This window comes from Acinetobacter pittii, from assembly GCF_022449185.1.
GTDB lineage: Bacteria > Pseudomonadota > Gammaproteobacteria > Pseudomonadales > Moraxellaceae > Acinetobacter > Acinetobacter pittii_I.
The window spans coordinates 242,422-265,684 of the sequence record NZ_JAKUKO010000006.1 but is presented as its reverse complement, the minus strand read 5'-3'; the positions used below and the strand labels follow the sequence as shown (position 1 = coordinate 265,684).

At 39.1% G+C, this 23,263-nt stretch carries 20 protein-coding genes; 4 read left to right on the top strand and 16 right to left on the bottom strand.

The window, feature by feature from the left end:
- The 4 genes from MKX14_RS14690 to MKX14_RS14675 form a co-directional block, all read right to left on the bottom strand.
- The coding region (locus MKX14_RS14690; RefSeq protein ID WP_240282795.1) for a BapA/Bap/LapF family prefix-like domain-containing protein at positions 1 to 1,405 on the bottom strand (1,405 nt) is incomplete at its 3' end.
- A 455-nt stretch (positions 1,406 to 1,860) separates the two neighbouring features.
- The gene (locus tag MKX14_RS14685; protein WP_002116022.1) at positions 1,861 to 3,363 is read right to left on the bottom strand and encodes a cation:proton antiporter; all 1,503 of its coding nucleotides are present in this window, start codon (positions 3,361 to 3,363) and stop codon (positions 1,861 to 1,863) included.
- 236 nt (positions 3,364 to 3,599) lie between these two features.
- The gene (gene ypfJ / locus MKX14_RS14680; RefSeq protein WP_005064570.1) at positions 3,600 to 4,499 is read right to left on the bottom strand and encodes a KPN_02809 family neutral zinc metallopeptidase; all 900 of its coding nucleotides are present in this window, start codon (positions 4,497 to 4,499) and stop codon (positions 3,600 to 3,602) included.
- Between the two features lie 27 nt (positions 4,500 to 4,526).
- A complete protein-coding gene (locus MKX14_RS14675; protein WP_014207473.1) occupies positions 4,527 to 5,456 on the bottom strand; it encodes a DUF808 domain-containing protein in 930 nt (309 codons plus the stop codon).
- Positions 5,457 to 5,664: 208 nt separating this feature from the next.
- On the opposite strand from MKX14_RS14675, the gene trpS reads away from it, so the two are divergent.
- The gene (gene trpS, locus MKX14_RS14670; protein WP_002116097.1) at positions 5,665 to 6,678 is read left to right on the top strand and encodes a tryptophan--tRNA ligase; all 1,014 of its coding nucleotides are present in this window, start codon (positions 5,665 to 5,667) and stop codon (positions 6,676 to 6,678) included.
- Between the two features lie 410 nt (positions 6,679 to 7,088).
- On the opposite strand, the gene sucD is transcribed toward trpS, so the two are convergent.
- The 10 genes from sucD to sdhC all read right to left on the bottom strand — a co-directional run bounded on the left by sucD (position 7,089) and on the right by sdhC (position 18,745).
- The gene (sucD, locus tag MKX14_RS14665; protein ID WP_000114637.1) at positions 7,089 to 7,979 is read right to left on the bottom strand and encodes a succinate--CoA ligase subunit alpha; all 891 of its coding nucleotides are present in this window, start codon (positions 7,977 to 7,979) and stop codon (positions 7,089 to 7,091) included.
- A gap of 14 nt (positions 7,980 to 7,993) precedes the next feature.
- Positions 7,994 to 9,160 carry an ADP-forming succinate--CoA ligase subunit beta gene (sucC, locus tag MKX14_RS14660; protein ID WP_001048573.1) on the bottom strand — a complete coding sequence of 389 codons (1,167 nt, stop codon included), beginning with the start codon at positions 9,158 to 9,160 and terminating at the stop codon, positions 7,994 to 7,996.
- Between the two features lie 147 nt (positions 9,161 to 9,307).
- The gene (gene lpdA, locus MKX14_RS14655; RefSeq protein WP_002116053.1) at positions 9,308 to 10,741 is read right to left on the bottom strand and encodes a dihydrolipoyl dehydrogenase; all 1,434 of its coding nucleotides are present in this window, start codon (positions 10,739 to 10,741) and stop codon (positions 9,308 to 9,310) included.
- Between the two features lie 61 nt (positions 10,742 to 10,802).
- On the bottom strand, positions 10,803 to 11,996 hold the full coding sequence (gene odhB / locus MKX14_RS14650) for a 2-oxoglutarate dehydrogenase complex dihydrolipoyllysine-residue succinyltransferase (protein WP_240282794.1): 1,194 nt from the start codon (positions 11,994 to 11,996) through the stop codon (positions 10,803 to 10,805).
- Complete coding sequence (sucA, locus tag MKX14_RS14645) at positions 11,996 to 14,836, bottom strand: 2-oxoglutarate dehydrogenase E1 component (RefSeq protein ID WP_125739281.1); 2,841 nt, start codon at positions 14,834 to 14,836, stop codon at positions 11,996 to 11,998. The genes odhB and sucA overlap by 1 nt, the downstream gene beginning before the upstream one ends.
- 157 nt (positions 14,837 to 14,993) lie before the next feature.
- A complete protein-coding gene (locus MKX14_RS14635) occupies positions 14,994 to 15,122 on the bottom strand; it encodes a hypothetical protein (protein ID WP_002116082.1) in 129 nt (42 codons plus the stop codon).
- 283 nt (positions 15,123 to 15,405) lie between these two features.
- Positions 15,406 to 16,116 (bottom strand): succinate dehydrogenase iron-sulfur subunit, encoded by a 711-nt coding sequence (sdhB, locus tag MKX14_RS14630; RefSeq protein WP_002116292.1) that lies wholly within the window; start codon positions 16,114 to 16,116, stop codon positions 15,406 to 15,408.
- A gap of 14 nt (positions 16,117 to 16,130) precedes the next feature.
- The gene (gene sdhA, locus MKX14_RS14625; RefSeq protein ID WP_002116225.1) at positions 16,131 to 17,966 is read right to left on the bottom strand and encodes a succinate dehydrogenase flavoprotein subunit; all 1,836 of its coding nucleotides are present in this window, start codon (positions 17,964 to 17,966) and stop codon (positions 16,131 to 16,133) included.
- A 12-nt stretch (positions 17,967 to 17,978) separates the two neighbouring features.
- Positions 17,979 to 18,344 (bottom strand): succinate dehydrogenase, hydrophobic membrane anchor protein, encoded by a 366-nt coding sequence (gene sdhD, locus MKX14_RS14620; RefSeq protein ID WP_000833672.1) that lies wholly within the window; start codon positions 18,342 to 18,344, stop codon positions 17,979 to 17,981.
- Positions 18,344 to 18,745 (bottom strand): succinate dehydrogenase, cytochrome b556 subunit, encoded by a 402-nt coding sequence (gene sdhC, locus MKX14_RS14615; RefSeq protein ID WP_075384165.1) that lies wholly within the window; start codon positions 18,743 to 18,745, stop codon positions 18,344 to 18,346. Before sdhC ends, sdhD begins: the two co-directional genes overlap by 1 nt.
- A 474-nt stretch (positions 18,746 to 19,219) precedes the next feature.
- On the opposite strand from sdhC, the gene MKX14_RS14610 reads away from it, so the two are divergent.
- Positions 19,220 to 19,345, top strand: coding sequence for a hypothetical protein (locus MKX14_RS14610; protein WP_238517355.1), 126 nt, complete (start codon positions 19,220 to 19,222; stop codon positions 19,343 to 19,345).
- 343 nt (positions 19,346 to 19,688) lie between these two features.
- Positions 19,689 to 20,963: a citrate synthase gene (gene gltA / locus MKX14_RS14605; protein WP_002116327.1), complete on the top strand. Its 1,275-nt coding sequence runs from the start codon at positions 19,689 to 19,691 to the stop codon at positions 20,961 to 20,963.
- Between the two features lie 74 nt (positions 20,964 to 21,037).
- On the opposite strand, the gene MKX14_RS14600 is transcribed toward gltA, so the two are convergent.
- Entirely contained in the window at positions 21,038 to 21,523 is a 486-nt protein-coding gene (locus MKX14_RS14600; RefSeq protein ID WP_005064555.1) for a DUF1289 domain-containing protein, read from the bottom strand.
- A 111-nt stretch (positions 21,524 to 21,634) separates the two neighbouring features.
- Here MKX14_RS14600 and MKX14_RS14595 point away from each other — a divergent pair, with 111 nt between their 5' ends.
- A complete protein-coding gene (locus tag MKX14_RS14595) occupies positions 21,635 to 22,567 on the top strand; it encodes a rhodanese-related sulfurtransferase (RefSeq protein WP_240282793.1) in 933 nt (310 codons plus the stop codon).
- Between the two features lie 123 nt (positions 22,568 to 22,690).
- On the opposite strand, the gene MKX14_RS14590 is transcribed toward MKX14_RS14595, so the two are convergent.
- A complete protein-coding gene (locus tag MKX14_RS14590) occupies positions 22,691 to 23,215 on the bottom strand; it encodes a YecA family protein (RefSeq protein ID WP_002116105.1) in 525 nt (174 codons plus the stop codon).
- Between the last annotated feature and the right edge of the window lie 48 nt (positions 23,216 to 23,263).

Here is a 23,263-nt window from a genome sequence, read left to right as displayed (position 1 = left end):
TATCAACTGTCACAACACCTGTATCTGTACCTACGTTACCTGCTGCATCTGTTGCAGTCACGGTAATGGTATGTGGACCATCAGTTAACGCAGAAAGTGTATTGTCTGCAAGCGTCCAGGTGCCGTCACCATTGTTCACTGCCGGATAGTCAACACCATCCACATTGACAACCACAGTCGCACTTGGATCGTTCACTGTACCAGTGAGTGCTGGTGTACTGTCATTGGTCAATACATCGTTAAGCGCTACTGTCGGTGCAACTGCATCAACCACAGCTGTTGCTGGACCTGAGGTATTGCCAGCAGGATCTTCTGTTACTGCTGTTACCGTATCACCATCATTTAAGCCTGGGTTTGGCACAGTCCAAGTACCATCCGGTCCTGCTACAACACTTGCTGTACTACCATCCGGATAAGTCACAGTCACTGTTGAACCAGGTTCTGCTGTACCTGTGATCGGGTCTGTCCCGTTAACCGGGTCAATCACTGGTGCATTCGGTGCAGTCGTATCAATTGTATAAGTTTGTGTATCTTTAACAGTACTGCTATTACCTGCCGCATCTGTAAACGTTACAGTCGCATCAATGATTTTATCTGCATCAGCTGTTAAACCACTACCCGGTACACTTACCGTCCATGTACCCGCTGTTTTGTCTACAGTTGCATTATAAGTTACCCCATTAATAACAACTGTAACGGCCGTATTGGCCGCATCTGCTGGAATATTTTTCAGAACACCAGTAATCGTGACATTACCTGCTGCTTCTGATGCATTAATTACGTTATCTGAAGTAACAGGGTCAACAGAGAAAGTGACTCCATCTGTATTTGGTGGAGTGGTGTCAGCAGGTGTTGAGTCATCATTATTATCACTATTTGATGCGGCAGCGATAATACCGCCCGCAACTAAAGGAATAGCTGCCCACAACCATGGGTTTACACCTGCATCGTGATAAAGTAATGGTTCAATTGAAGAAATAGGCTGGTAAATAACGTCAGATACCAACTCTTGTGGTGCTTCTGCCGGTAAAGCAGCAGGTAAATCCTCAGCTACCAGAGCTTGTGGTTCAACATCACTGTCTGCGTCAGCGTCCGCATCAGCATCGGCGTCCGCATCATTTTCAGCATCTTTAAATTTTGCCCAAATCAACTGTCCATTTTCATCTTGAAAAACAAGACTGTTATCTTTAGGCTCAGCTGTTCCACTAAAGAAGCCTTCAATAACAATAGTCTCGCCATTTTTCAGGCGAATGACTGCATTGGTACCCTCCCTATTCACTACCAATACATCACTGGCAGCCACTTTTACCAATACCACCGACGCTTCTGTAAGCGATGCGGAGGTTCCCTTGATGGTTGACAAGGTGTCGTGACTATCCTTGGCAATAATTTGTATTTCAGGCATATCTATATTCCTTTTATATTATTGATTTAAATGATTTTATGTATAATTCTTTTTACTTAATCTTTCTAAGTTTTTGACCTACAACTTAAAAACATTAAGTAATGTGATCATTTTTACATTAAACACTTTAAAATAAAAAAAACAAATACTAAAGTCCTTAAAGAAAAAATTTTAATTAATAGAAATTATATATAAGTCTTATTTAAGTTTTTCTTATGTTAATTTAATGAAAAATCACGTTAAAGGTTTTATATATAAAACAAATTTAATATTTATTATTTACCATTTTTTGAAAAATCATTTAATTAAAATATTCATATAACAATTATTAATATCTTAATAAAATTAAATATATTCTTAATAATATATATAGAAAAAAAGGCTTTAGGTAATATTTTACTATTACACTAAAACCTCATTTTTAAATATCTTATAAAATTTAAAACTGTTTATATTTAGAAATTATCTGGACTCTCAAATCTTTTTACTTCTTGTAACTTATTCGGGTCATGCATTGTCGCAATTCCATCCTCAGTTTTTTGGTCTACAAGAATATCTGGATTATAAACGGTGATTGTTTCTCTACCCAGTGCATCCTCTCCCACAATATACTGAAAACCTCTTCGGTTCATCTTATGGCACAACCTTTGGTAGAAGCCTTTTAAGCCTTCAGTTTCTTCATTGGGATTGTAATAAAAAGCATTCATCACAGCTGGTAAGCCTAGGCCGCACACAATACCTGATAACAATACACTAATAAATGTATATCCAATCAGGATACTACTATAGGGACTTAAGGCAGGGATATTGGCTACTGCCAAAATCAATGCAAGTGAAATTCCTCCTCGTACCCCACCCCAAGATAAAATAGTCAAACTACCGTTGTAGCTTTTAGTTCTACGCATTGTGGGAAAAAAAGCGAAAGCCATGAAGTTAGCTGCAAAACGAGAGATATGTAGGATAAAGAACGCAACAATACCGCCTAAAATCAGGCTAAAGTTTAGATCAAGAATAAATAACTCTAAGCCAATTAAAGTAAATAAGAATGAGTTAATGATTCCTTCTACTGTATGCCAAAAATGATTAACTTCTTGAATCTCTCGCTCTTCTCGTATTTCTTTCCATTTGTTTCCAACAATTAAACCGCCAATTACACAAGCAATCGGTGCTGATGCATGTGCAAACAAAGCAACCAAATATGCTCCACTTGCAAGTAAAGCTGTTGTTAAAATCAGGGACTCCATTTCGTGTTTACCACGTAATAGACGTAACACCCCTACCCCAAATGCCCAACCAATTCCGACAGCGACAACAATTTCATAAAGTAGAGCTTCTAATGTCGCTACTAATGAAAAATGTTCACCCTGTAAAACATTAAGTAAAGTCATAAACAATGCAATACACATTGCATCATTAAATAATGATTCACCTTCTAGCTTAACAATTAAATGATGTGGTGCTCGAATTGAACTAAGTACACCTTTAATACCAATTGGGTCTGTTGCCCCTAAAGCTGCACCTAAAAGTAACAGCACCAGAATTGGTACATGATATCCAACCAGTAATTGGAATCCGTAAAGTAAACTGCCAAATAATACGGCGCAAAGTACTAAGGCAATTGTTGCCAAAATACTAATTTGCTTCCAATAACTTTTTAGATCTGAAATTTTAAATTTGAGTGCAGAAGAAGTTAGAATAAAACAAATAACACCATTAATTAAAAAATCATAAAAATCGATATGACGTACAGCTTCTTCAATATTATGAATGTTAATGGTAATAAACTGGTTACCGTTTAGTAGGCTGGCCCCCCACTGTAGAATAAAGACAAAAATTGCTGAGACCAGAGGAACACCAATCGCCTGCGGAAAGCCTAAAATACGCTTATTAAAGATCGTGGTTGCAATTGATAGTGCAAACACCACTGTAAACGCTTGTAATAGAAAAAAATTACCCATGAATACCCTTCTTCTGGGTCAACGACCAAATAAACAACTTTGCTAGATCGACCAAACTTAATAAAAAGCTGACATGACTATGCCATAATCATAAAAAACAGAAATTAGGACACAAGTTTACCGAATTGATTAAACAATCTATCAATCTGTTAAATTTCTTAACATTATTTATAGTTATGATCTGAAAAAAAATGAGCTTATTAAATTATCTTTAACAAGACTCATCCTATAAAATTTTAAACTGGATTATTAAAAGTATCGCATTGATTAATATCACCAGTTTTTAAACCCACTTGGAACCAGTGCATTCGCTGTTCGCTACTACCATGAGTAAAGCTATCTGGAACAACCTGACCAGTAGAGCGCTTCTGTAAATAATCATCACCAATTTTTTGAGCAGCATCCATTGCTTCTTCAATGTCACCTTGCTCTAAAAATTGAGTTCGCTGTTGATTATGACTCGCCCAAATACCCGCTAAACAGTCAGCTTGTAATTCTTGACGAACAGATAATTGGTTACCTTCTCTTTGGCTGACTTGTGCACGGGCTTGCTGTACTTGTGACGAAATACCCAGCAAGGTTTGAACATGGTGCCCTACTTCATGTGCAACCACATAAGCTTGTGCAAAATCGCCAGCCTGATCTTCTCTAGAAAGTTCAGTTTGGTTCTGCTCACCAGAAATTCCCATTTGTTGACGCATATCTTTAAAGAATTCTGTATCGATATAAACCTTTTGGTCTGCAGGACAATAAAATGGCCCCATCGCAGATTGGGCAGTACCACACCCTGATTGAGCTATTCCACTAAACAAAACTAATTTAGGTGGCGTATAACTTTTACCTAACTGTTTAAATATAGGAGTCCAAGTATCTTCCGTATCAGCCAAAACCGTTCCAACAAAATCCGAGGCTTCTTTTTGCTCGGCCGTTAAACTTTCTGGCGCAGTTGCATTTGATTGTTGTGAAGCAGTAACTTGCTGCGTTGCTTGATAAGCCTGTTGTGGATCAACACCAAAGAACTTCCACGCAACAAATGCAACAACCAAACCAATAATACTGATACCGCCAGCTCTAACACCGCCACCACCTCGACGGTCCTCAACATTGCTACTAATTCGTCGACCTTTCCAGCGCATAATTTCCCTCTTCTTTTTAGAATGGCATCATGAACCCGATGCTTTTTTAGGCCACATTTTTTGTATTAAGCTCACAATTAATAGAACAATTGCACCTGCAACAAGTCCTATTCCAAAGTTAATCAATGTTGGTGTTAAAGCACCAATAATATTACCCACTGCTGGTATTGTTTCTACATGATCCACTGTGTCTTCAGTTAAGTGATGAAGTAATGGAATCGTATGATTAATAATCCCACCACCCACTAAAAACATTGCAATAGTGCCCACGATTGAAAGTAATTTCATTAAAATAGGAGCAAAAGCTAATAGGCCTCGACCTATAGTTTGTTTAAATGAAGTCGACTGTTCTGTTAAATATAATCCCAAATCATCAATCTTAACAATCATACCAACTAGGCCATAAACGCCAATCGTCATCACAACTGCAATAACACTTAAAACGCTTACTTTGGTCATTAAAGTAGCCGTAGCAACTGTACCGAGCGTAATCACCACGATCTCAGCCGATAAAATAAAATCAGTTCTTACTGCTCCTTTTATTTTTTCTTTTTCAAAAGTTGCCAAGTCTAATTCTTCATTTTCAAGCTCTGCTTTTGCTTCCTCTGATGTAGAAGCTTTTTTGTGCATAATGGTATGAAGAACTTTCTCAACTCCCTCATAACATAAAAATAAGCCCCCGAGCATTAATAGTGGATTAATAAGCCAAGGTGCAATTACACTAATTAACAATGCTAAAGGAACTAAAATAAGCTTATTAACAAATGAGCCTTTAGCCACCTTCCAAACAATAGGTAGTTCACGATCTGCGCGCACACCTGTTACTTGCTGAGCATTTAAGGCCAAATCGTCACCTAAAACTCCGGCAGTTTTCTTGGCAGCCATTTTGCTCATTAAAGCAACATCATCTAAAATTGTTGCTATATCATCTAGTAATAAAAGTAAGCCACTTGCCATTTCTTATCCAAGTTTGTATTTATTAAGGCTATTGTAAGATGATTTTTTTGAATTTCTGTAATTTTACTGAATAAATTCACAATATTATTTTAAGAAAAGTTTCCCCAATCGCTGACGAAAAAAATTTATTTCCCGTACAATAATGCCAATATTTTATATTACAGGGCTTACTACCCCTGATTAAGCCAATACGATAGTGGAATAAATAATGAGTAATGTTGATCAGCGTCCAATTATTTTGACAGGCGACCGCCCAACCGGACAACTTCACCTTGGGCATTTTGTCGGTTCTTTGCGTTCTCGTGTAGGTTTACAGGATAGCCATCATCAACATCTCTTATTAGCAGATGCACAAGCATTAACAGATAATGCAGATAATCCAGATAAAGTTCGTCGTAATATTCTAGAAGTTGCTCTAGATTATTTAGCTGTAGGCATTGATCCAACAAAAACTACCATTTGTGTTCAGTCTTGCTTGCCAGCACTCAATGAACTCACAATGCTCTATCTTAATTTTGTGACAGTTGCGCGTTTAGAACGTAACCCGACCATTAAATCTGAAATTCAAATGCGTGGTTTCGAGCGTGACATTCCAGCTGGTTTCCTCTGCTACCCTGTTGCACAAGCGGCTGACATTACTGCTTTCAAAGCAACTGTGGTTCCAGTGGGTGAAGATCAGATTCCAATGATTGAACAAACGAATGAAATCGTACGTCGAGTAAATCGCCAAATCGGTCAAGATCTTTTGCCTGAATGTAAAGCTTTGCTTTCTAATATGGCACGTCTACCTGGTTTTGATGGTAAAGCGAAAATGTCTAAATCATTAGGCAATACCATCGTTTTAAATGCTTCTGATAAAGACATTAAAAAAGCTGTTAATGCGATGTACACCGATCCAAATCACCTTCGTATTGAAGATCCAGGTCAAGTTGAAGGCAATATCGTATTTACTTATTTAGATGCATTTGATCCAAATAAAGAAGAAGTTGAAGAATTAAAAGCTCACTATCGTCGCGGTGGTCTTGGTGACGGTACGGTTAAAAAACGTCTTGAAGGTGTCTTAAAAGAGTTAATTACACCTATTCGTGAACGTCGCGAAGAACTTGCTAAAGATCCTGATTATATTATGGATGTTTTACGTCAAGGTACAGATAAGTGCCGTCTTATTACTCAACAGACTTTAGACGAAGTTAAAGATGGTTTAGGTTTATTTAAATTTTAATCCTTTTTGAAAACTAAAAGCCCTTCGGGGCTTTTTTTATTTATTAGATTCAATAATATTCATTTTTTAGAATTACTAATGTATTGATAGCTATTCACAGGCTTTTACCCTATTAACGTGAAGTAACACTTATTAACGCTAATAGCGATGAAGAATATCTTAACTTTATCTATTATCCTCTATGTAGGTTACATCATATGAGCCTCACGACATTTCTCCTTAAACCGAAACTGTTTTTACAGATTCGTTGTTCTACGCAATGACCACCCCAATCATTGCGTATTTTTTTGCCTAAAAATTTTATTTATGAATCAGCTATACTTATAAAAACTCTGATTTTTCTTTAATAAATAAAAAAACACCGCATCATTTTTCAGATGCGGTGCTTTTTAAGATTCAACGTAAAGCGATTAAGCTAAACCTTTCTCTTTTAAAACTTGCAACATAGTTGAACCAAGCTCAGCTGGGCTACGAGTGTAAGCCATACCTGCTTTTTCAAATGCAGCGAATTTCTCTTCAGCAGTACCTTGACCACCAGAAATGATCGCACCAGCGTGACCCATACGCTTACCTTTAGGAGCAGTTACACCAGCAATGTAACCTACTACAGGCTTAGTCACGTTAGATTTGATGAATTCAGCAGCTTCTTCTTCCGCTGTACCACCGATCTCACCGATCATGATGATTGCATCAGTATCTGGATCGTCTTGGAACAATTGAAGCGCTTCGATTTGGTTCATACCTGGGATTGGGTCACCACCGATACCGATACAAGTAGATTGACCTAAACCAAGCTTAGTTGTTTGAGCAACAGCTTCATAAGTCAATGTACCTGAACGTGAGATGATACCAATACGACCTGGTTGGTGAATGTGACCAGGCATAATACCAATCTTACATTCGCCCGGAGTGATCACGCCTGGACAGTTAGGACCAACTAAACGAGTACCGTTACCGTTAGTTTCTAAATAGCGTTTTGCTTTAAGCATGTCGATTGTTGGAACACCTTCAGTGATCACAACGATTAGACCAACACCTGAATCAACCGCTTCAACGATTGAGTCTAAAACGAATGGAGCTGGTACATAGATTACAGATGCATCTGCATTCGTTTCACGTACAGCTTCTTTCATTGTGTTGAATACTGGTAAGTCAAGGTGAGTAGTACCACCTTTACCTGGAGTAACACCACCAACAACTTTTGTACCGTAGTCTAAAGCTTGTGCAGAGTGGAAAGTACCGTTTTTACCAGTAAAACCTTGTACCAATACTTTAGTGTCTTTATTAATTAATACGCTCATGATTGATACTCCCCTTACGCTTTAACTGCAGCTACAACTTTTTCTGCGGCATCAGACAAGCCGTTTGCAGAAATTAATTTCAAACCAGATTCATCAAGTAATTTAGCACCTAACTCAGCGTTGTTACCTTCTAAACGAACAACAACTGGAACAGTTACATTTACTTCTTGAACCGCTGCAATAATCGCTTCAGCAATCATGTCACAACGTACGATACCACCAAAGATGTTGATTAAAACACCTTGTACAGATGTATCAGCAAGGATGATTTTGAACGCTTCGATTACGCGCTCTTTAGTTGCGCCGCCACCAACGTCAAGGAAGTTTGCAGGCTGACCACCATAAAGTTTAATGATGTCCATAGTTGCCATTGCAAGACCAGCACCGTTAACCATACAACCGATGTTACCTTCTAAAGCAACATAGTTAAGATCAAATTCAGATGCTTTTAATTCACGCTCATTCTCTTGAGATTTGTCACGTAAAGCAGCAACTTTAGGTAAACGGTAAAGCGCGTTAGAGTCGATACCTACTTTCGCGTCTACACATAAAATTTCGCCATTTTCACGAACTGAAAGTGGGTTAATTTCAAATAAAGCAAAATCATTTTCAACAAATGCTTGGTAAGCAGCTGTCATGATTTTTACAAATTGACCGATTTGTTTGTCTTTCAAACCTAAAGCAAACGCAACTTCACGTGCTTGGAATGGTTGTAAGCCAACTAATGGATCAACTTCAACTTTGATAATTTTTTCTGGAGTTTCTTCCGCAACTTTCTCGATTTCTACACCACCTTCTGTAGAAGCCATGAAAGTAATACGACGGCTAGAACGGTCTACAACCGCACCTAAGTAAAGCTCACGCTCAACTGGGTATACGTCTTCAGCAACAATAATACTGTTTACTGGTTGACCATTTGCATCTGTTTGATACGTTACAAGACGAGTACCAATGATATTGTTTGCAAATTCGATAACGTCTTCTTTAGATTTTGCAACTTTAACGCCACCAGCCTTACCACGACCACCAGCATGAACTTGCGCTTTCATTACCGCGAATTTACCACCAAGCTGTTCAAATGCAGCAACTGCTTCGTCTGCATTGGTAGCCAAGATACCTTCTTGTACTGGCATACCATATTCTTTCAATAACGCTTTAGCTTGATACTCATGTAAGTTCATTTAGTTACCTACTTAACTTTGTTTGTTGTCTTCAATTTGCGCAACATTCTCATGTTACATATGCAAATTGCTGTCTACGTCTTTCACCTTGATGCTTTTTTAATCACACCATCGAATGTGAAAAAGAGCGGAGAACCGCTCTTTATTTTATTTACGCTTACGTTGAATCGCGTGAATTGCACGACCATCTACAGCAAGTGCAGCTTCATGAACAACTTCAGAGAATGTTGGATGACCAAATGTCATTAACTGAAGATCTTCAACAGAAGATACAAATTCAAGAGCGATCATACCTTGGTGTACGATATCAGATGCAGCAGGTCCAATAACATGCATACCTAATAAACGGTCAGTTTTTGCATCAGCAACAAACTTAACAAAACCAGCACCTTCACCCGCCGCTAAAGCACGACCATTTACAGCAAAACCGAATTGACCAGTTTTAACTTCATGACCTTTTTCTTTAGCTTGTTCTTCAGTTAAACCAACCCATGCCGCTTCCGGATGTGTATAGATAACAGAAATGATTGTGTCATAGTTCACTTGAGCTGCATGACCATGAATACGTTCAACAGCCATTACACCTTCTTCCATTGCTTTATGAGCAAGCATTGGACCACGAACCAAGTCACCAATCGCGTATACACCTTCTACAGAAGTTGCACAGTGATCATTTACTTCAACTAGACCGCGTTCAGTCAATTTAATGCCTGAATCATCTGCCAATAAACCTTCTGCATAAGCTTTACGGCCTACACAAACGATTAATTTGTCAAAAGTCTGAGTTTTTTCTTCGCCGCCTTGAGTGTATTTAACAGTCACTTCACGACCATTAATTTCAGTACCAGAAACTTTAGCACCGATACGAATATCAAGACCTTGCTTAGTTAAAAGTTTTTGGTAGTCTTTTGCCAAAGCTTTATCAGCCATTGGTAAAAATGCATCCATTGCTTCAAAAACAACAACTTCAGCACCAAGACGACGCCAAACAGAACCAAGCTCTAAACCGATTACACCTGCACCAATTACACCTAAACGCTTAGGTACTTCTGGGAAGTTCAATGCACCAGTTGAATCAACAATAATATCTTGATCTACAGGAGCTACTGGAATATTTACAGGCACAGAACCAGACGCAAGAATCACGTATTTAGGTTCTAAAACTTGAGTTTCACCTTCATGAGAAACGAACTCAACTTTTTTACCAGCAAGTAATTTACCAGTACCTTTTAACCATTCAATGCCATTGCCTTTAAGCAATTGATCGATACCACCAGTTAATTGGTCAACAATTTTGTCTTTACGAGCAAGAAGCTTAGCAAGATCAAAATTCACTTCACCTGTAGTGATACCGTGATCAGCTAAGTGATGTACTGTATCTTCGTAACGGTGAGAAGAGTCAAGTAATGCTTTAGAAGGAATACAACCTACGTTTAAGCATGTACCACCCAAAGATGGCTTACCGTTGTGAATACGTTTTTCGATACAAGCGACTTTAAAACCTAGTTGAGCAGCGCGAATCGCAGCTTCATAACCACCAGGACCACCGCCAATAACAACAAGATCAAATTGTTGAGACATTGTTTATCTCCATGGTCCGAGATAGAGGATCACTCTACCTCGGTAATATTATTCGAAGAAATTAAAGATCAAGGATGAGTTTAGCTGGCTCTTCTAACAATTCTTTGATTGCTACCAAGAAACCTACAGCTTCTTTACCATCGATCATACGGTGGTCATAAGAAAGTGCTAAATACATCATTGGCAAGATTTCAACTTGACCATTTACAGCCATAGGGCGCTCTTGGATTTTGTGCATACCCAAGATACCAGTTTGTGGCTGATTCAAAATTGGAGTTGAAAGTAATGAACCGAAAGTACCACCGTTAGTGATTGTGAAAGTACCACCAGTCATTTCTTCGATAGATAATTTACCATCACGTGCTTTAGCAGCATATGCACCAATACCAGATTCAACTTCTGCATAGCTCATACGATCAGTATCACGTAATACTGGTACAACAAGACCACGATCAGAAGATACTGCAACACCGATGTCGTAGTAACCGTGATAAACGATATCATCGCCATCAATTGAAGCGTTTACAGCTGGGTAGCGTTTAAGCGCTTCAGTTGCTGCTTTAACGAAGAATGACATGAAGCCTAAACGAGCGCCATGACGTTTTTCAAAAGCATCTTTATATTGCTTACGCAATTCCATGATTGGCTTCATGTTAACTTCGTTGAATGTAGTTAACATTGCAGTTTCTTGAGTTGCAGCAAGAAGACGCTCAGCTACACGCTTACGTAAACGAGTCATTGGAACGCGTTTTTCGATACGCTCACCAACAGCTACACTTAAAGGAGTAACGTTAGCAGCTGGTTTAGCTTGATGGTTTGCAACATCTTCTTTAGTGATACGACCACCACGACCAGTACCTTGTACGTCAGCAGCAGCAATACCAGATTCAGTTAATGCTTTACGAACTGCAGGAGCTTGATCAGATACAGTTTCTGTACGCTCAACAACAGGCGCTGCACCAGCTTGAGTTTGAGCAACTGCTTGTTCTACTGCTGCAGGAGCAGCAGCTGCGCCAGCACCAGCTTCAAATTGAGCAATAACTTCGTCAGAAAGAACTGTATCGCCTTCATCTTTAATGATTGCAACCAAGCTACCATCTGCAGGAGCAACAACTTCTAAAACAACTTTGTCGGTTTCAATATCACAGATTACTTCATCACGTGATACAGGTTCACCCACCTTTTTATGCCAAGTTGCGATGGTGCCATCTGCAACAGACTCTGGGAATACCGGTGCTTTAATTTCGGTTGCCATTATTGAGAATCTCCTGATTGTTCAGCTTCGATTGCCAATGCATCATTAATTAGCTGAGCTTGTTGTTTTGCATGCAAGTACGGTGAGCCACAAGCTGGTGCAGCAGAAGCTTCACGACCTGCAAAACTGATACGGATTTGTTTGCCAGATTTTAAGATATCGTCATATAAACGCGGTGCAATAAATAACCATGCGCCTTGGTTCTTCGGCTCTTCTTGTGCCCAAACAAGTTCTTTGACGTTTGGATATGCAGCCAAGATTTCCGCAAGACGTTGCTCTGGGTATGGATACAACTGTTCAATACGTACGATTGCAACATTAGTTAAGTTTTGTTCACGACGTTTTTCAAGTAAGTCGTAATAAACTTTACCGCCACAAAGTACAAGACGAGTTACATCTGACTTGTTAATTTGATCGATTTCATCAATTACAGTTTGGAATGAACCATTTGCAAGCTCTTCTAAAGTAGAAGTCGCAAGTTTATGACGAAGTAAAGATTTCGGTGACATTACAATCAATGGCTTACGAATTGGGCGTACAGCTTGACGACGTAATGCATGGAAAATCTGTGCAGGTGTCGTTGGAGTGATCACTTGCATGTTGTCTTCAGCACATAACTGTAAGAAACGTTCTAAACGAGCTGATGAGTGTTCTGGGCCTTGACCTTCGAAACCGTGTGGTAACAACATTGTTAAACCACAAACACGTTCCCACTTAGTCTCACCAGAAGCAATAAACTGGTCAATCACAACTTGAGCACAGTTTACGAAGTCACCAAATTGTGCTTCCCAAATAATCAAGCTCTTAGGAATTGTAGTTGCGTAACCATATTCGAATGCAAGAACTGCTTCTTCAGATAAAAGAGAGTCATAAATCGCAAAACGTGGTTGGTTCTCTTTCACATGACAAAGTGGAATGTAAGTTGAACCATCAGCTTGGTTATGCAATTTCGCATGACGGTGTGAGAAGGTACCACGACCCACGTCTTCACCAGTAATACGAACTAGATAATCTTCATCTAATAAAGTTGCATAAGCTAAAGTTTCTGCTGCACCCCAGTTTAATGGAGTTTCACCAGTTTGCATTTTTACGCGGTCTTCAATTACTTTTTGAACCTGACGCTGCATTACAAACCCTTCAGGAAGTTTGCTCATGCCCTCGCCTAATTCTTTTAAGCGATTTAAGTCAAATGAAGTATCCCAATCGTCTGTGTAGTCATGGCCCAAATATGGAGTCCAGTCAACAAACATTTTGGTATTTGGTTCAAGAATCAATGCATTTGCTACATGATTACCCGCTTCTAGATCAGAACGGTAATCTTCAACCATTTGGTCTGCTTCAGCACGATCAAGTACTTTCTCTTGAACAAGTTGATCAGCATAAAGTGTACGAGTAGTCGCTTTCTTCGCAATTACTTGATACATCAATGGCTGTGTACCAGATGGCTCATCTGCTTCGTTATGGCCACGACGACGATAACAGAACAAATCGATAACAACATCTTTACGGAATTCGTGACGGAAATCATGTGCTAATTGAGTAGCAAAGATAACAGCTTCAGGATCATCGCCATTTACATGGAAAATTGGCGCCTGAATCATTTTAGCAACGTCTGTACAGTATTCTGTAGAACGTGCGTCACGAGGATCAGAAGTTGTGAAACCTACTTGGTTGTTCACAATAATATGAACTGTACCGCCAACCGTATAGCCACGAGTTTGTGACATCTGGAAGGTTTCCATGTTCACGCCCTGACCTGCAAATGCCGCATCACCATGAACAATAACTGGTAAAACGTCATCACCGCCAATGTCTCTACGACGTACTTGACGTGCACGTACAGAACCTTCAACTACAGGACCAACAATTTCCAAGTGAGATGGGTTAAATGCTAATGCCAAGTGAACTTCGCCACCTGGAGTCATTACATTACTTGAGAAACCTTGGTGGTATTTAACGTCGCCAGAACCTTTTTTATGAATTGATTTACCTTCGAACTCACCAAATAAGTCCGCAGGGTTTTTACCCATAATATTCACAAGAAGGTTTAAACGGCCACGGTGTGGCATACCGATAACAACTTCTTTACAACCTACAGCACCAGCACGCTGAATAATCTCGTTTACCATCGGAATAAAAGATTCGCCGCCTTCAACACCAAAGCGTTTAGCACCGACGTATTTATTACCAAGATATTTTTCAAGACCTTCTGCAGCAGTTAAACGCTCTAAGAAGCCTTTCTTTTGGTCATTTGAGTAATTGAATTTACCACGAGCACTTTCAAGACGTTGTTGAATCCAACGTTTTTCTTTTGTATCCACGATATGCATGTATTCAACACCGATCGAACCACAATAGATTGATTCCATTGCTTCAATCATTTCAGCAAGCGTTGCTTCGCTTTTGCCGATTTCAAGATTGCCGGTATTGAATACAGTGTCTAAATCTGATTTGGTTAAACCGTGAGCTGAAAGATCTAAATCTGGAATCTCTTCACGCTTAGCAAGACCTAATGGATCTAATTTAGCTTTTTGATGTCCGCGATTACGATAAGCAGCAATAAGTTGTAAAACGCCAATTTGACGACGCTCATGCTCAGTACTTACAGTACTTTGTACAACAGGTTGAACACGATTAGCATTACGTCCTAGTAATAGGAATTGCTCACGCACAGCGCTGTGTGGTTGGTCACCCTTTGGATATTTATCGAAATATTGGCGCCAGTCCTCAGCTACAGAGGTTGGGGAAGTCAGGTACTGCTCGTAAAGTTCTTCAATATACGCTGCACTATCAGCGGAAAGTTCAGTGTCAAGACGCAATGCGTCAGCAACTTCTTGCATTTGTGGACCCATTTCCTATTGCAAAAAATATTACAGGCTGCCTTTTAAGCACACCCATGATGCATAATGCCAAATTGGTAAAAAAGGCACTACTTACCCAACAGGTCTCTAAGACCATGGGGCGTCATACTACCTAGAGAGAAAACTCCATAGGTAATTAATGAATCACAACGCCCTCAATGGCATCATCACTCACCTTATACTCGATTAAAACCGAGCAATTTTTTGCAAATCTTTTTAGAAAAATTAACTTTAAAATTAACTTTTCTAAAATGACTTTAACCATAAAAATTAAGCACAGATCTAAGATCGTGCTACTTAAATTAATTTCACTAGTATACGCTTTTTTCACCTATAACTTTGTGGCAAATCGTATCATGTTCTTAAACAACGATTGATTTTTTTGACACATACCACCTATAAATTAGCGAAATACATAAGCGATTTTATCTTTTAATATATGGTGCAATATATAAAATCCTCGCTCTTTTCGACCAAAGTCTAAAGTTTACATTATAAAATTAAAAAAAAACGCACATCAAGGATGCGCGTTTTCTATTTGTGCAGAATTAACCCGCTTGATCTAATAGCATGTTACGGATGTGACCGATTGCTTTAGTAGGGTTTAGACCTTTAGGACATACTGACACACAGTTCATAATACCTTTACAACGGAACAAACTGAATGGATCGTCAAGACGAGCCAAACGGTCTGCAGTAGCAGTATCACGAGAGTCGATAATAAAACGGTATGCATTCAACAATGCTGAAGGACCCAAGAATTTATCAGGGTTCCACCAGAATGATGGGCATGAAGTTGAACAACATGCACAAAGAATACATTCATACAAACCATTTAAGTGTTCACGCTCTTCAGGAGACTGTAAACGCTCTTTAGGTGGAGCTGGTTGGTTATTGATCAAGAATGGCTGAATTTTGTCATATTGATCATAGAATTGGTTCATATCAACAACCAAATCTTTAACAACCGGCAAACCTGGTAATGGACGAATTACAATTTTCTCAGGCAGGTCATTTAAATTCCATAAACAAGCCAAACCATTTTTACCATTAATGTTTACACCATCCGAACCACAAATACCTTCACGGCATGAACGACGGAACGTTAATGATTCATCTTGAACCTTCAAAGCAAGTAATGCATCAAGCAACATACGGTGCTTATCAGTCAATTCAAGCTTGAAAGTTTGCATGTACGGCGCTTTATCCTTATCAGGATCATAGCGGTAGATTTCGAATGTACGAGTACCTCTACTCATCTTTATACTCCCGATTAGAATGTACGTGGTGCTGGTGGAATTGCATCAACAGTCAACGGTTTGAAGCGCACAGGCTTATATTCCAAACGATTGTCTGATGAATACCATAAAGTATGCTTCATCCACTCATCATCACGGCGACCGTATGAATAAGTTGGGTGATCAGCTGGCAATTCATAATCAACTACAGTATGCGCACCACGACACTCTTTACGCGCAGCAGCTGAAATTAATGTAGCTTTTGCAACTTCATATAAGTTTTCAACTTCAAGCGCTTCAACACGTGCAGTGTTAAATACTTTAGATTTATCTTTCAAGTGAATGTTACGCACACGTGGTTCAAGAGCAAGAATCTCTTTAACACCTTTATCAAGCAAAGCTTGAGTACGGAATACACCAGCGTGGTCTTGAACGATATCACGAATCGCATCAGCAACTTCTTGTGCATTTTCACCAGAAGTTGATTCATCCAATTTACGTACGCGATCTAAAGTTTGCTCTAATACGTTTGTTGGAAGTGGTGCATATTCATCACCATGATGCTTAGTTACGTAGTCGATAATGTGCTCACCAGCAGCTTTACCAAATACAACCAAGTCAAGAAGTGAGTTAGTACCTAAACGGTTTGCACCATGTACTGATACACAAGAACATTCACCAATTGCATAGAAACCTTTTACAGGTTTAGTGTAATTGTCTGTACCTGCTTCAGGTAAGCACACTTGACCATGCATATTTGTAGGAATACCACCCATTTGATAATGGATTGTTGGTACTACAGGAATTGGTTCTTTAGTAATGTCAACGTTCGCGAATTTTTTACCAATCTCAAATACAGATGGTAAACGCTTCATGATTGTGTCAGCGCCCAAGTGAGTCATATCTAGTAAGATATAATCACCTTTTGGACCACAACCACGACCTTCTTTAATTTCTTGGTCCATAGAACGTGATACGAAGTCACGTGGAGCCAAGTCTTTTAAAGTTGGTGCATAACGTTCCATGAACGGTTCGCCGTCTTTGTTACGAAGGATTGCACCTTCACCACGACAACCTTCAGTTAACAATACGCCTGCGCCTGCAACACCTGTAGGGTGGAATTGCCAGAATTCCATATCTTGTAATGGAATACCAGCACGAGCAGCCATACCAAGACCGTCACCAGTGTTGATATAAGCATTTGTTGATGCACGGTAAACACGACCAGCACCACCGGTCGCAAACAATGTCGCTTTTGCTTGGAATACTGCGATATTACCAGTTTCTTGGTCAATCGCTGTTACACCAAGAACATCACCTGCTTCGTTACGGATCAAATCAAGCGCGATCCATTCAACGAAGAACTGAGTACCCATTTTCACGTTGCTTTGATAAAGCGTGTGCAATAATGCGTGACCAGTACGGTCAGCAGCAGCACAAGCACGTGGAACTGGTTTATCACCATAGTTCGCAGAGTGACCACCGAACGGACGTTGGTAAATTGTACCATCAGCGTTACGGTCAAACGGCATACCCATGTGTTCAAGTTCATACACAACTTTTGGTGCTTCACGACACATAAATTCAATTGCGTCTTGGTCACCTAACCAGTCAGAACCTTTTACCGTATCGTAAAAGTGAAAATGCCAGTTATCTTCTTGCATGTTACCTAACGACGCACCAATACCGCCCTGAGCAGCAACTGTATGTGAACGTGTTGGGAAAACTTTAGTAAGTACTGCAACTTTTAAACCTGCTTGAGCAAGTTGGTAAGATGCACGCATACCAGAACCACCACCACCAACGATAACTGCATCGAAAGTGAGGTTTTGAATATTTGAATAATCTTCTTTAGGGGTTATCGCGCCCATGATATCTTCCTATCAATTCGCCCAGAAAATCTGGATACCCCAGATTGCGTACACAAACACTGCAATAATGACAGCCGTCGTCAGTACAAGGCGTAAACCTTTCGCTGAAGGACCCATTTGACGAGTAGTGACATAGTCAGTGAAAACTTGCCACATACCAATCCATGCGTGTGCGATAAGCGATAAAATTGCCAATAAAGAAAAAATCTTCATTGGTAATGTCATCATGAAACCAGCCCACTGTTGATAGTCAAATCCACCTTTGCAGAGAATCCAACCAAAAAGAACAACAGTATAAGCTGCTAATACAACCGCACTTACACGCTGGATAAACCAATCACGAGAACCTGAACCAGTTAAACCTGTAGCACTTTTCATTAGAACATAATCCATACAAAGGCTGCGATAATGGCTACCACAGATAAGATCAATGAAATTGTCGCTGCAATACGACCACTTTGCAGTTCTTCAGCAAAACCTAAATCTGCAAGTAAGTGCTTAACTCCAGCAATAAAGTGGAATATCAAGCCGGCTGCAAATACCCAAACAACAAAACGTACAAGGATATTTCCAAAAACGACATTTTTAACGTAGTCAAATCCTTCTGGTGAAGATAATGATTTATCTAGAATCCATAAGAGAACTGGTACTAATAAGAAAACGATGACACCTGATAAACGGTGTAAAATTGATGCAATAGCCACGGGTGAGCGTAAATTTACCGCTAACACCTGACCCATGGACAAATTGACAGGTCTGTTGCTTTTCACAGCGGGCATCCTGTAGGTAGAAACTCCGACCGGAGTTTGTTGAATTAATTCCAAGGAAAGCTGGCATTGTTAGGCAAGCACAGCTCATGCCTAACCTATAAACGACACTGAATTATAAAACGCGAAGTATCAAAATACAAACAATCCACTTTGCCATTTCAGCAAAAAACCATTAAATAAGAATCATTCAAAACAATATTACATTATTAGGTCAATAAAAAAACTACACCTACATACATCATGTCCTTGTTTAAAATAACTTTTTATTTAATTTCATTTTTTCTGAAATTTCTTTTAAATAAGCCGATTTTAGACTAAAGATAAAGTTATAAATTCCTCATATCAATAGAAAAATGATCGCAATACCCTCCTATTTTCAATGTGAGCCACATTTCAAATAAGTGAACAGACTTATATTTCAGATAGATATTAAGCGATCTATACTAATTTTTCGAAAGTGAATTTCATTAAAAAACAGTTCTTATGATTTTAAAGTGGTCTGATGAGCTATTTTTTATACAATTAAACTTAAAAAAAGAACAATATTCTTTGTTACAACTAAATAAAAATACCATTTTTTTTGAGTGTAAATTTGAAATTACACCATGAGTTTTATGATTTTTTTAAGCAGATTGGCATTTTCTACCGCCTTATTATTCTAAATTGCAATTTATAAATTTGCTTACAATTGTACTCATCCTTCATTTTTTTTCTGCACGTTCTTGTTGAATTGACTTATTATACCATCCCGATGCAGTGATTTTACTGACTTTTTTGCTCGGGTCTTGATGACTAACTCTCTGTGGGAACGTCATTTTTTATCCATAAGTATAATTGACAAAATTTCAGTACTCACTAATCTTATAGCAAATTTTGACACCGTCTGATTCGCACATGAGAACATTAGGATTTCGAGTCAGATCAACATTCACCAGGACAGGAGATCTATTGAATGTCTGAAGCAAATGGCAAAAAAGCCGTATTACATCTTGATGGCAAAGAAATTGGATTACCAATCTACAGTGGCACTTTAGGTCCAGATGTAATTGATGTCAGCAGCATACTGAAAGAAGGTCATTTTACTTTCGATCCTGGTTTTATGGCGACAGCCGCATGCGAATCTAAAATTACTTTCATTGATGGTGACAAAGGTATTTTATTACACCGCGGCTACCCAATTGATCAGTTAGCAACTCAAGCAGACTATCTTGAAACTTGTTATTTATTATTAAATGGCGAGCTCCCAACTGCTGAACAAAAAGTTGAGTTTGATACGAAAGTACGTGCTCACACTATGGTTCACGATCAAGTTAGCCGTTTCTTCAATGGTTTCCGTCGTGATGCTCACCCAATGGCAATCATGGTTGGTGTTGTAGGTGCATTATCTGCGTTCTATCATAACAACCTGGATATTGAAGACATCAATCACCGTGAAATCACTGCAATTCGCTTAATTGCAAAAATTCCAACGCTTGCTGCTTGGAGTTACAAATACACAGTAGGTCAACCATTCATCTATCCACGTAACGATTTAAGTTATGCGGAAAACTTCTTGCACATGATGTTTGCTACTCCTGCTGACCGTGATTACAAAGTTAATCCTGTTCTTGCTCGCGCAATGGATCGTATTTTCACGCTTCATGCTGACCACGAACAAAATGCTTCTACATCTACAGTACGTCTTGCTGGCTCTACTGGTGCAAACCCGTATGCATGTATCTCTGCTGGTATCTCTGCACTTTGGGGACCTGCTCACGGTGGTGCAAACGAAGCAGTTCTTAAGATGCTTGATGAAATCGGTAGCGTTGAAAACGTTGCAGAGTTCATGGAAAAAGTTAAACGCAAAGAAGTTAAGCTTATGGGCTTCGGTCACCGCGTTTACAAAAACTTCGACCCACGCGCTAAAGTAATGAAGCAAACTTGTGACGAAGTTCTTGAAGCTTTAGGTATCAACGATCCTCAATTAGCACTTGCTATGGAACTTGAGCGTATCGCATTGAACGACCCGTACTTCGTTGAGCGTAAACTTTACCCTAACGTAGACTTCTACTCAGGTATCATCCTTAAAGCGATTGGTATCCCAACAGAAATGTTTACTGTAATCTTCGCTCTTGCTCGTACAGTTGGTTGGATCAGCCATTGGTTAGAAATGCACAGCGGTCCTTACAAAATCGGTCGTCCTCGTCAGCTTTATACTGGTGAAACTCAACGCGACATTAAACGTTAATATTCGAAAGAAAATTAATGAAAAAAGCTGCCTTCTGGCAGCTTTTTTTATTTACCTCTTTTTCTACTCTAGACTTATTCTTCTTCATACATAGTTAATAAGTGATGGCTAATTCCATCTGCTCGCAACCAAGCCAACTCATAGCTCGCTTTAGCCAAAGCTAAAACACGTCTTTCAAACTCAACCCATATCGTTTTGACTTGAGACTCCGAAATACCCAAACCACTCTCGTGTGCTAGATGTTTATTTTTTTCACATATTTTTAAGGCGTGATAAAGCTTACGGCCTTGGCTCGCCCCTTCCATTAACCGAACACGCTTACTTAAAATAAAGCCCTCAACATGCTGCAAGTCTGCATGAGGCAACATCGGCACTAAGATTTGATTCAATTGATCATCTAAACGCTTCCATACAGCTAAACGCTGCTCTGCCGTATAAGTGTTCCATTGAATCACCTCGTGGTTAAAACGGCGACAACCACGACAAACCTGATCACCAAAAACTGTTGAACAACGCCCTGCACATGGGGTGAGAGAGAGCGTTCGATGATCATTACTCAAAACAAACTCCTTAAATAAACCATATACTTTTTATGGTTTTCTCGCTTATTACTAATTTTCGCGCTAAAATATGCGCCTTAAATTTCTATCTTAATACATTTGGAGTTTTCCATGAACGCTACTGTAGAACAGCTTGCACCTGTAGAACAGCAAGCGACCGCAGGTTGGGTTGTTGCAGCACTATATCAATTTAAAGAAGTTCAAGATCCTGCCGATCTTCAACAACGTTTATTAGACTTAGTGAAAACAATTAACCTTTGTGGAACTCTGATTGTAGCAGGTGAAGGAATTAATGGTACTGTTGCTGGTGATCGCTTAGCAATTGATACACTACATCAATTTTTGCTCAATGAAGGCTTTGGCGCTATGGAATACAAAGAATCCCTTAGTTCTGACAAACCTTTCCGCAAAATGAAAATTAAACTTAAAGAAGAAATTGTGACTTTAGGTGTTGAGGTTAAACCTCGTGACTTAGTCGGTCACTACCTTGATCCTAAAGAGTGGAATGATTTAATCGCACGTGATGATGTAATTTTAATCGACACACGTAATGATTACGAATATAAAGCGGGTACATTTAAGGGCGCAATTGACCCTAAAACTGAAACATTCCGTGAGTTTCCAGAATACGTCAAGAAAGAATTAGAGCAACATAAAGACAAAAAAATTGCGATGTTCTGTACTGGTGGTATTCGCTGTGAAAAATCAACTTCTTTACTTCTTCAAGAAGGATTTAAAGAGGTTTACCATCTTAAAGGCGGTATCCTTAAGTACCTAGAAGAAACCCCTGCTGATGAAAGCTTATGGGAAGGTGAATGTTTCGTATTTGACGGACGTACTGCTGTAACTCATGGTGTTGAGGAAGGCGTGAATATTAAATGTCATGCTTGCGGCTGGCCTTTAACTCCTGAAGAGTCTGCTCTACCAAGTTACGAACACGGTGTTTCTTGCGTTTATTGCATCGACAAAACCACTGAAAAGCAAAAAGCTGGTTTCCGTATGCGCCAGTCACAAATTGCTGCTGCAAAGCGTAAACGCCTATAAAACTATAATATAGTTTTTAAAGGGCATTTAGATTTCTAACTGCCCTTTTTTATTTATACCACTAATTTTTTTACAATAAAAAACGCCCTAGAAAGGACGTTATTTATTATTTCTTCTAATAAGTTAATTTGGCGTATGATACATCAAGTATAATTCATTCAAATTATCTGGGATTTCTTCTGCCAGTTCATCCATTAACTGTCCATTACGACGGAAAGATTCCATCTGTGGATCTTCTTCATCAATTCCACTAAATACCATCATTGGTAAAGTTAAATCAATTAATTGTTCCTCATATTCAGGTGCAAACCATGCATCTTCATTTAAGAACATCGCATCAACAAATCCAACACTCCAGTCGCCTAAGCTAGACTCAACATCAGCTTCTTCAATTTCAAACGGAAATTCAATTCCATTTTCATTTGCTAAGTCTTGTCGAATTGATTCTAACCACGCTTTGATCTGCTGAATAATTTCGGCAGGAACTTTCTTATGGTTATTATCGAATAATTCATCTAACCAACGATCAAACTGAGGGCCTACTGCAATTGCACACAGAAAACCATGAGTTGCAGCGAAATCCAGACCATACTCATTGTGGTCTCCATCTAGATATTCACTTAATTGGTCTAAATCTAACGCACTCATTGTGTTACCTGACTATAAAAAAGAAATCTACGATAGCATAGCATCTAA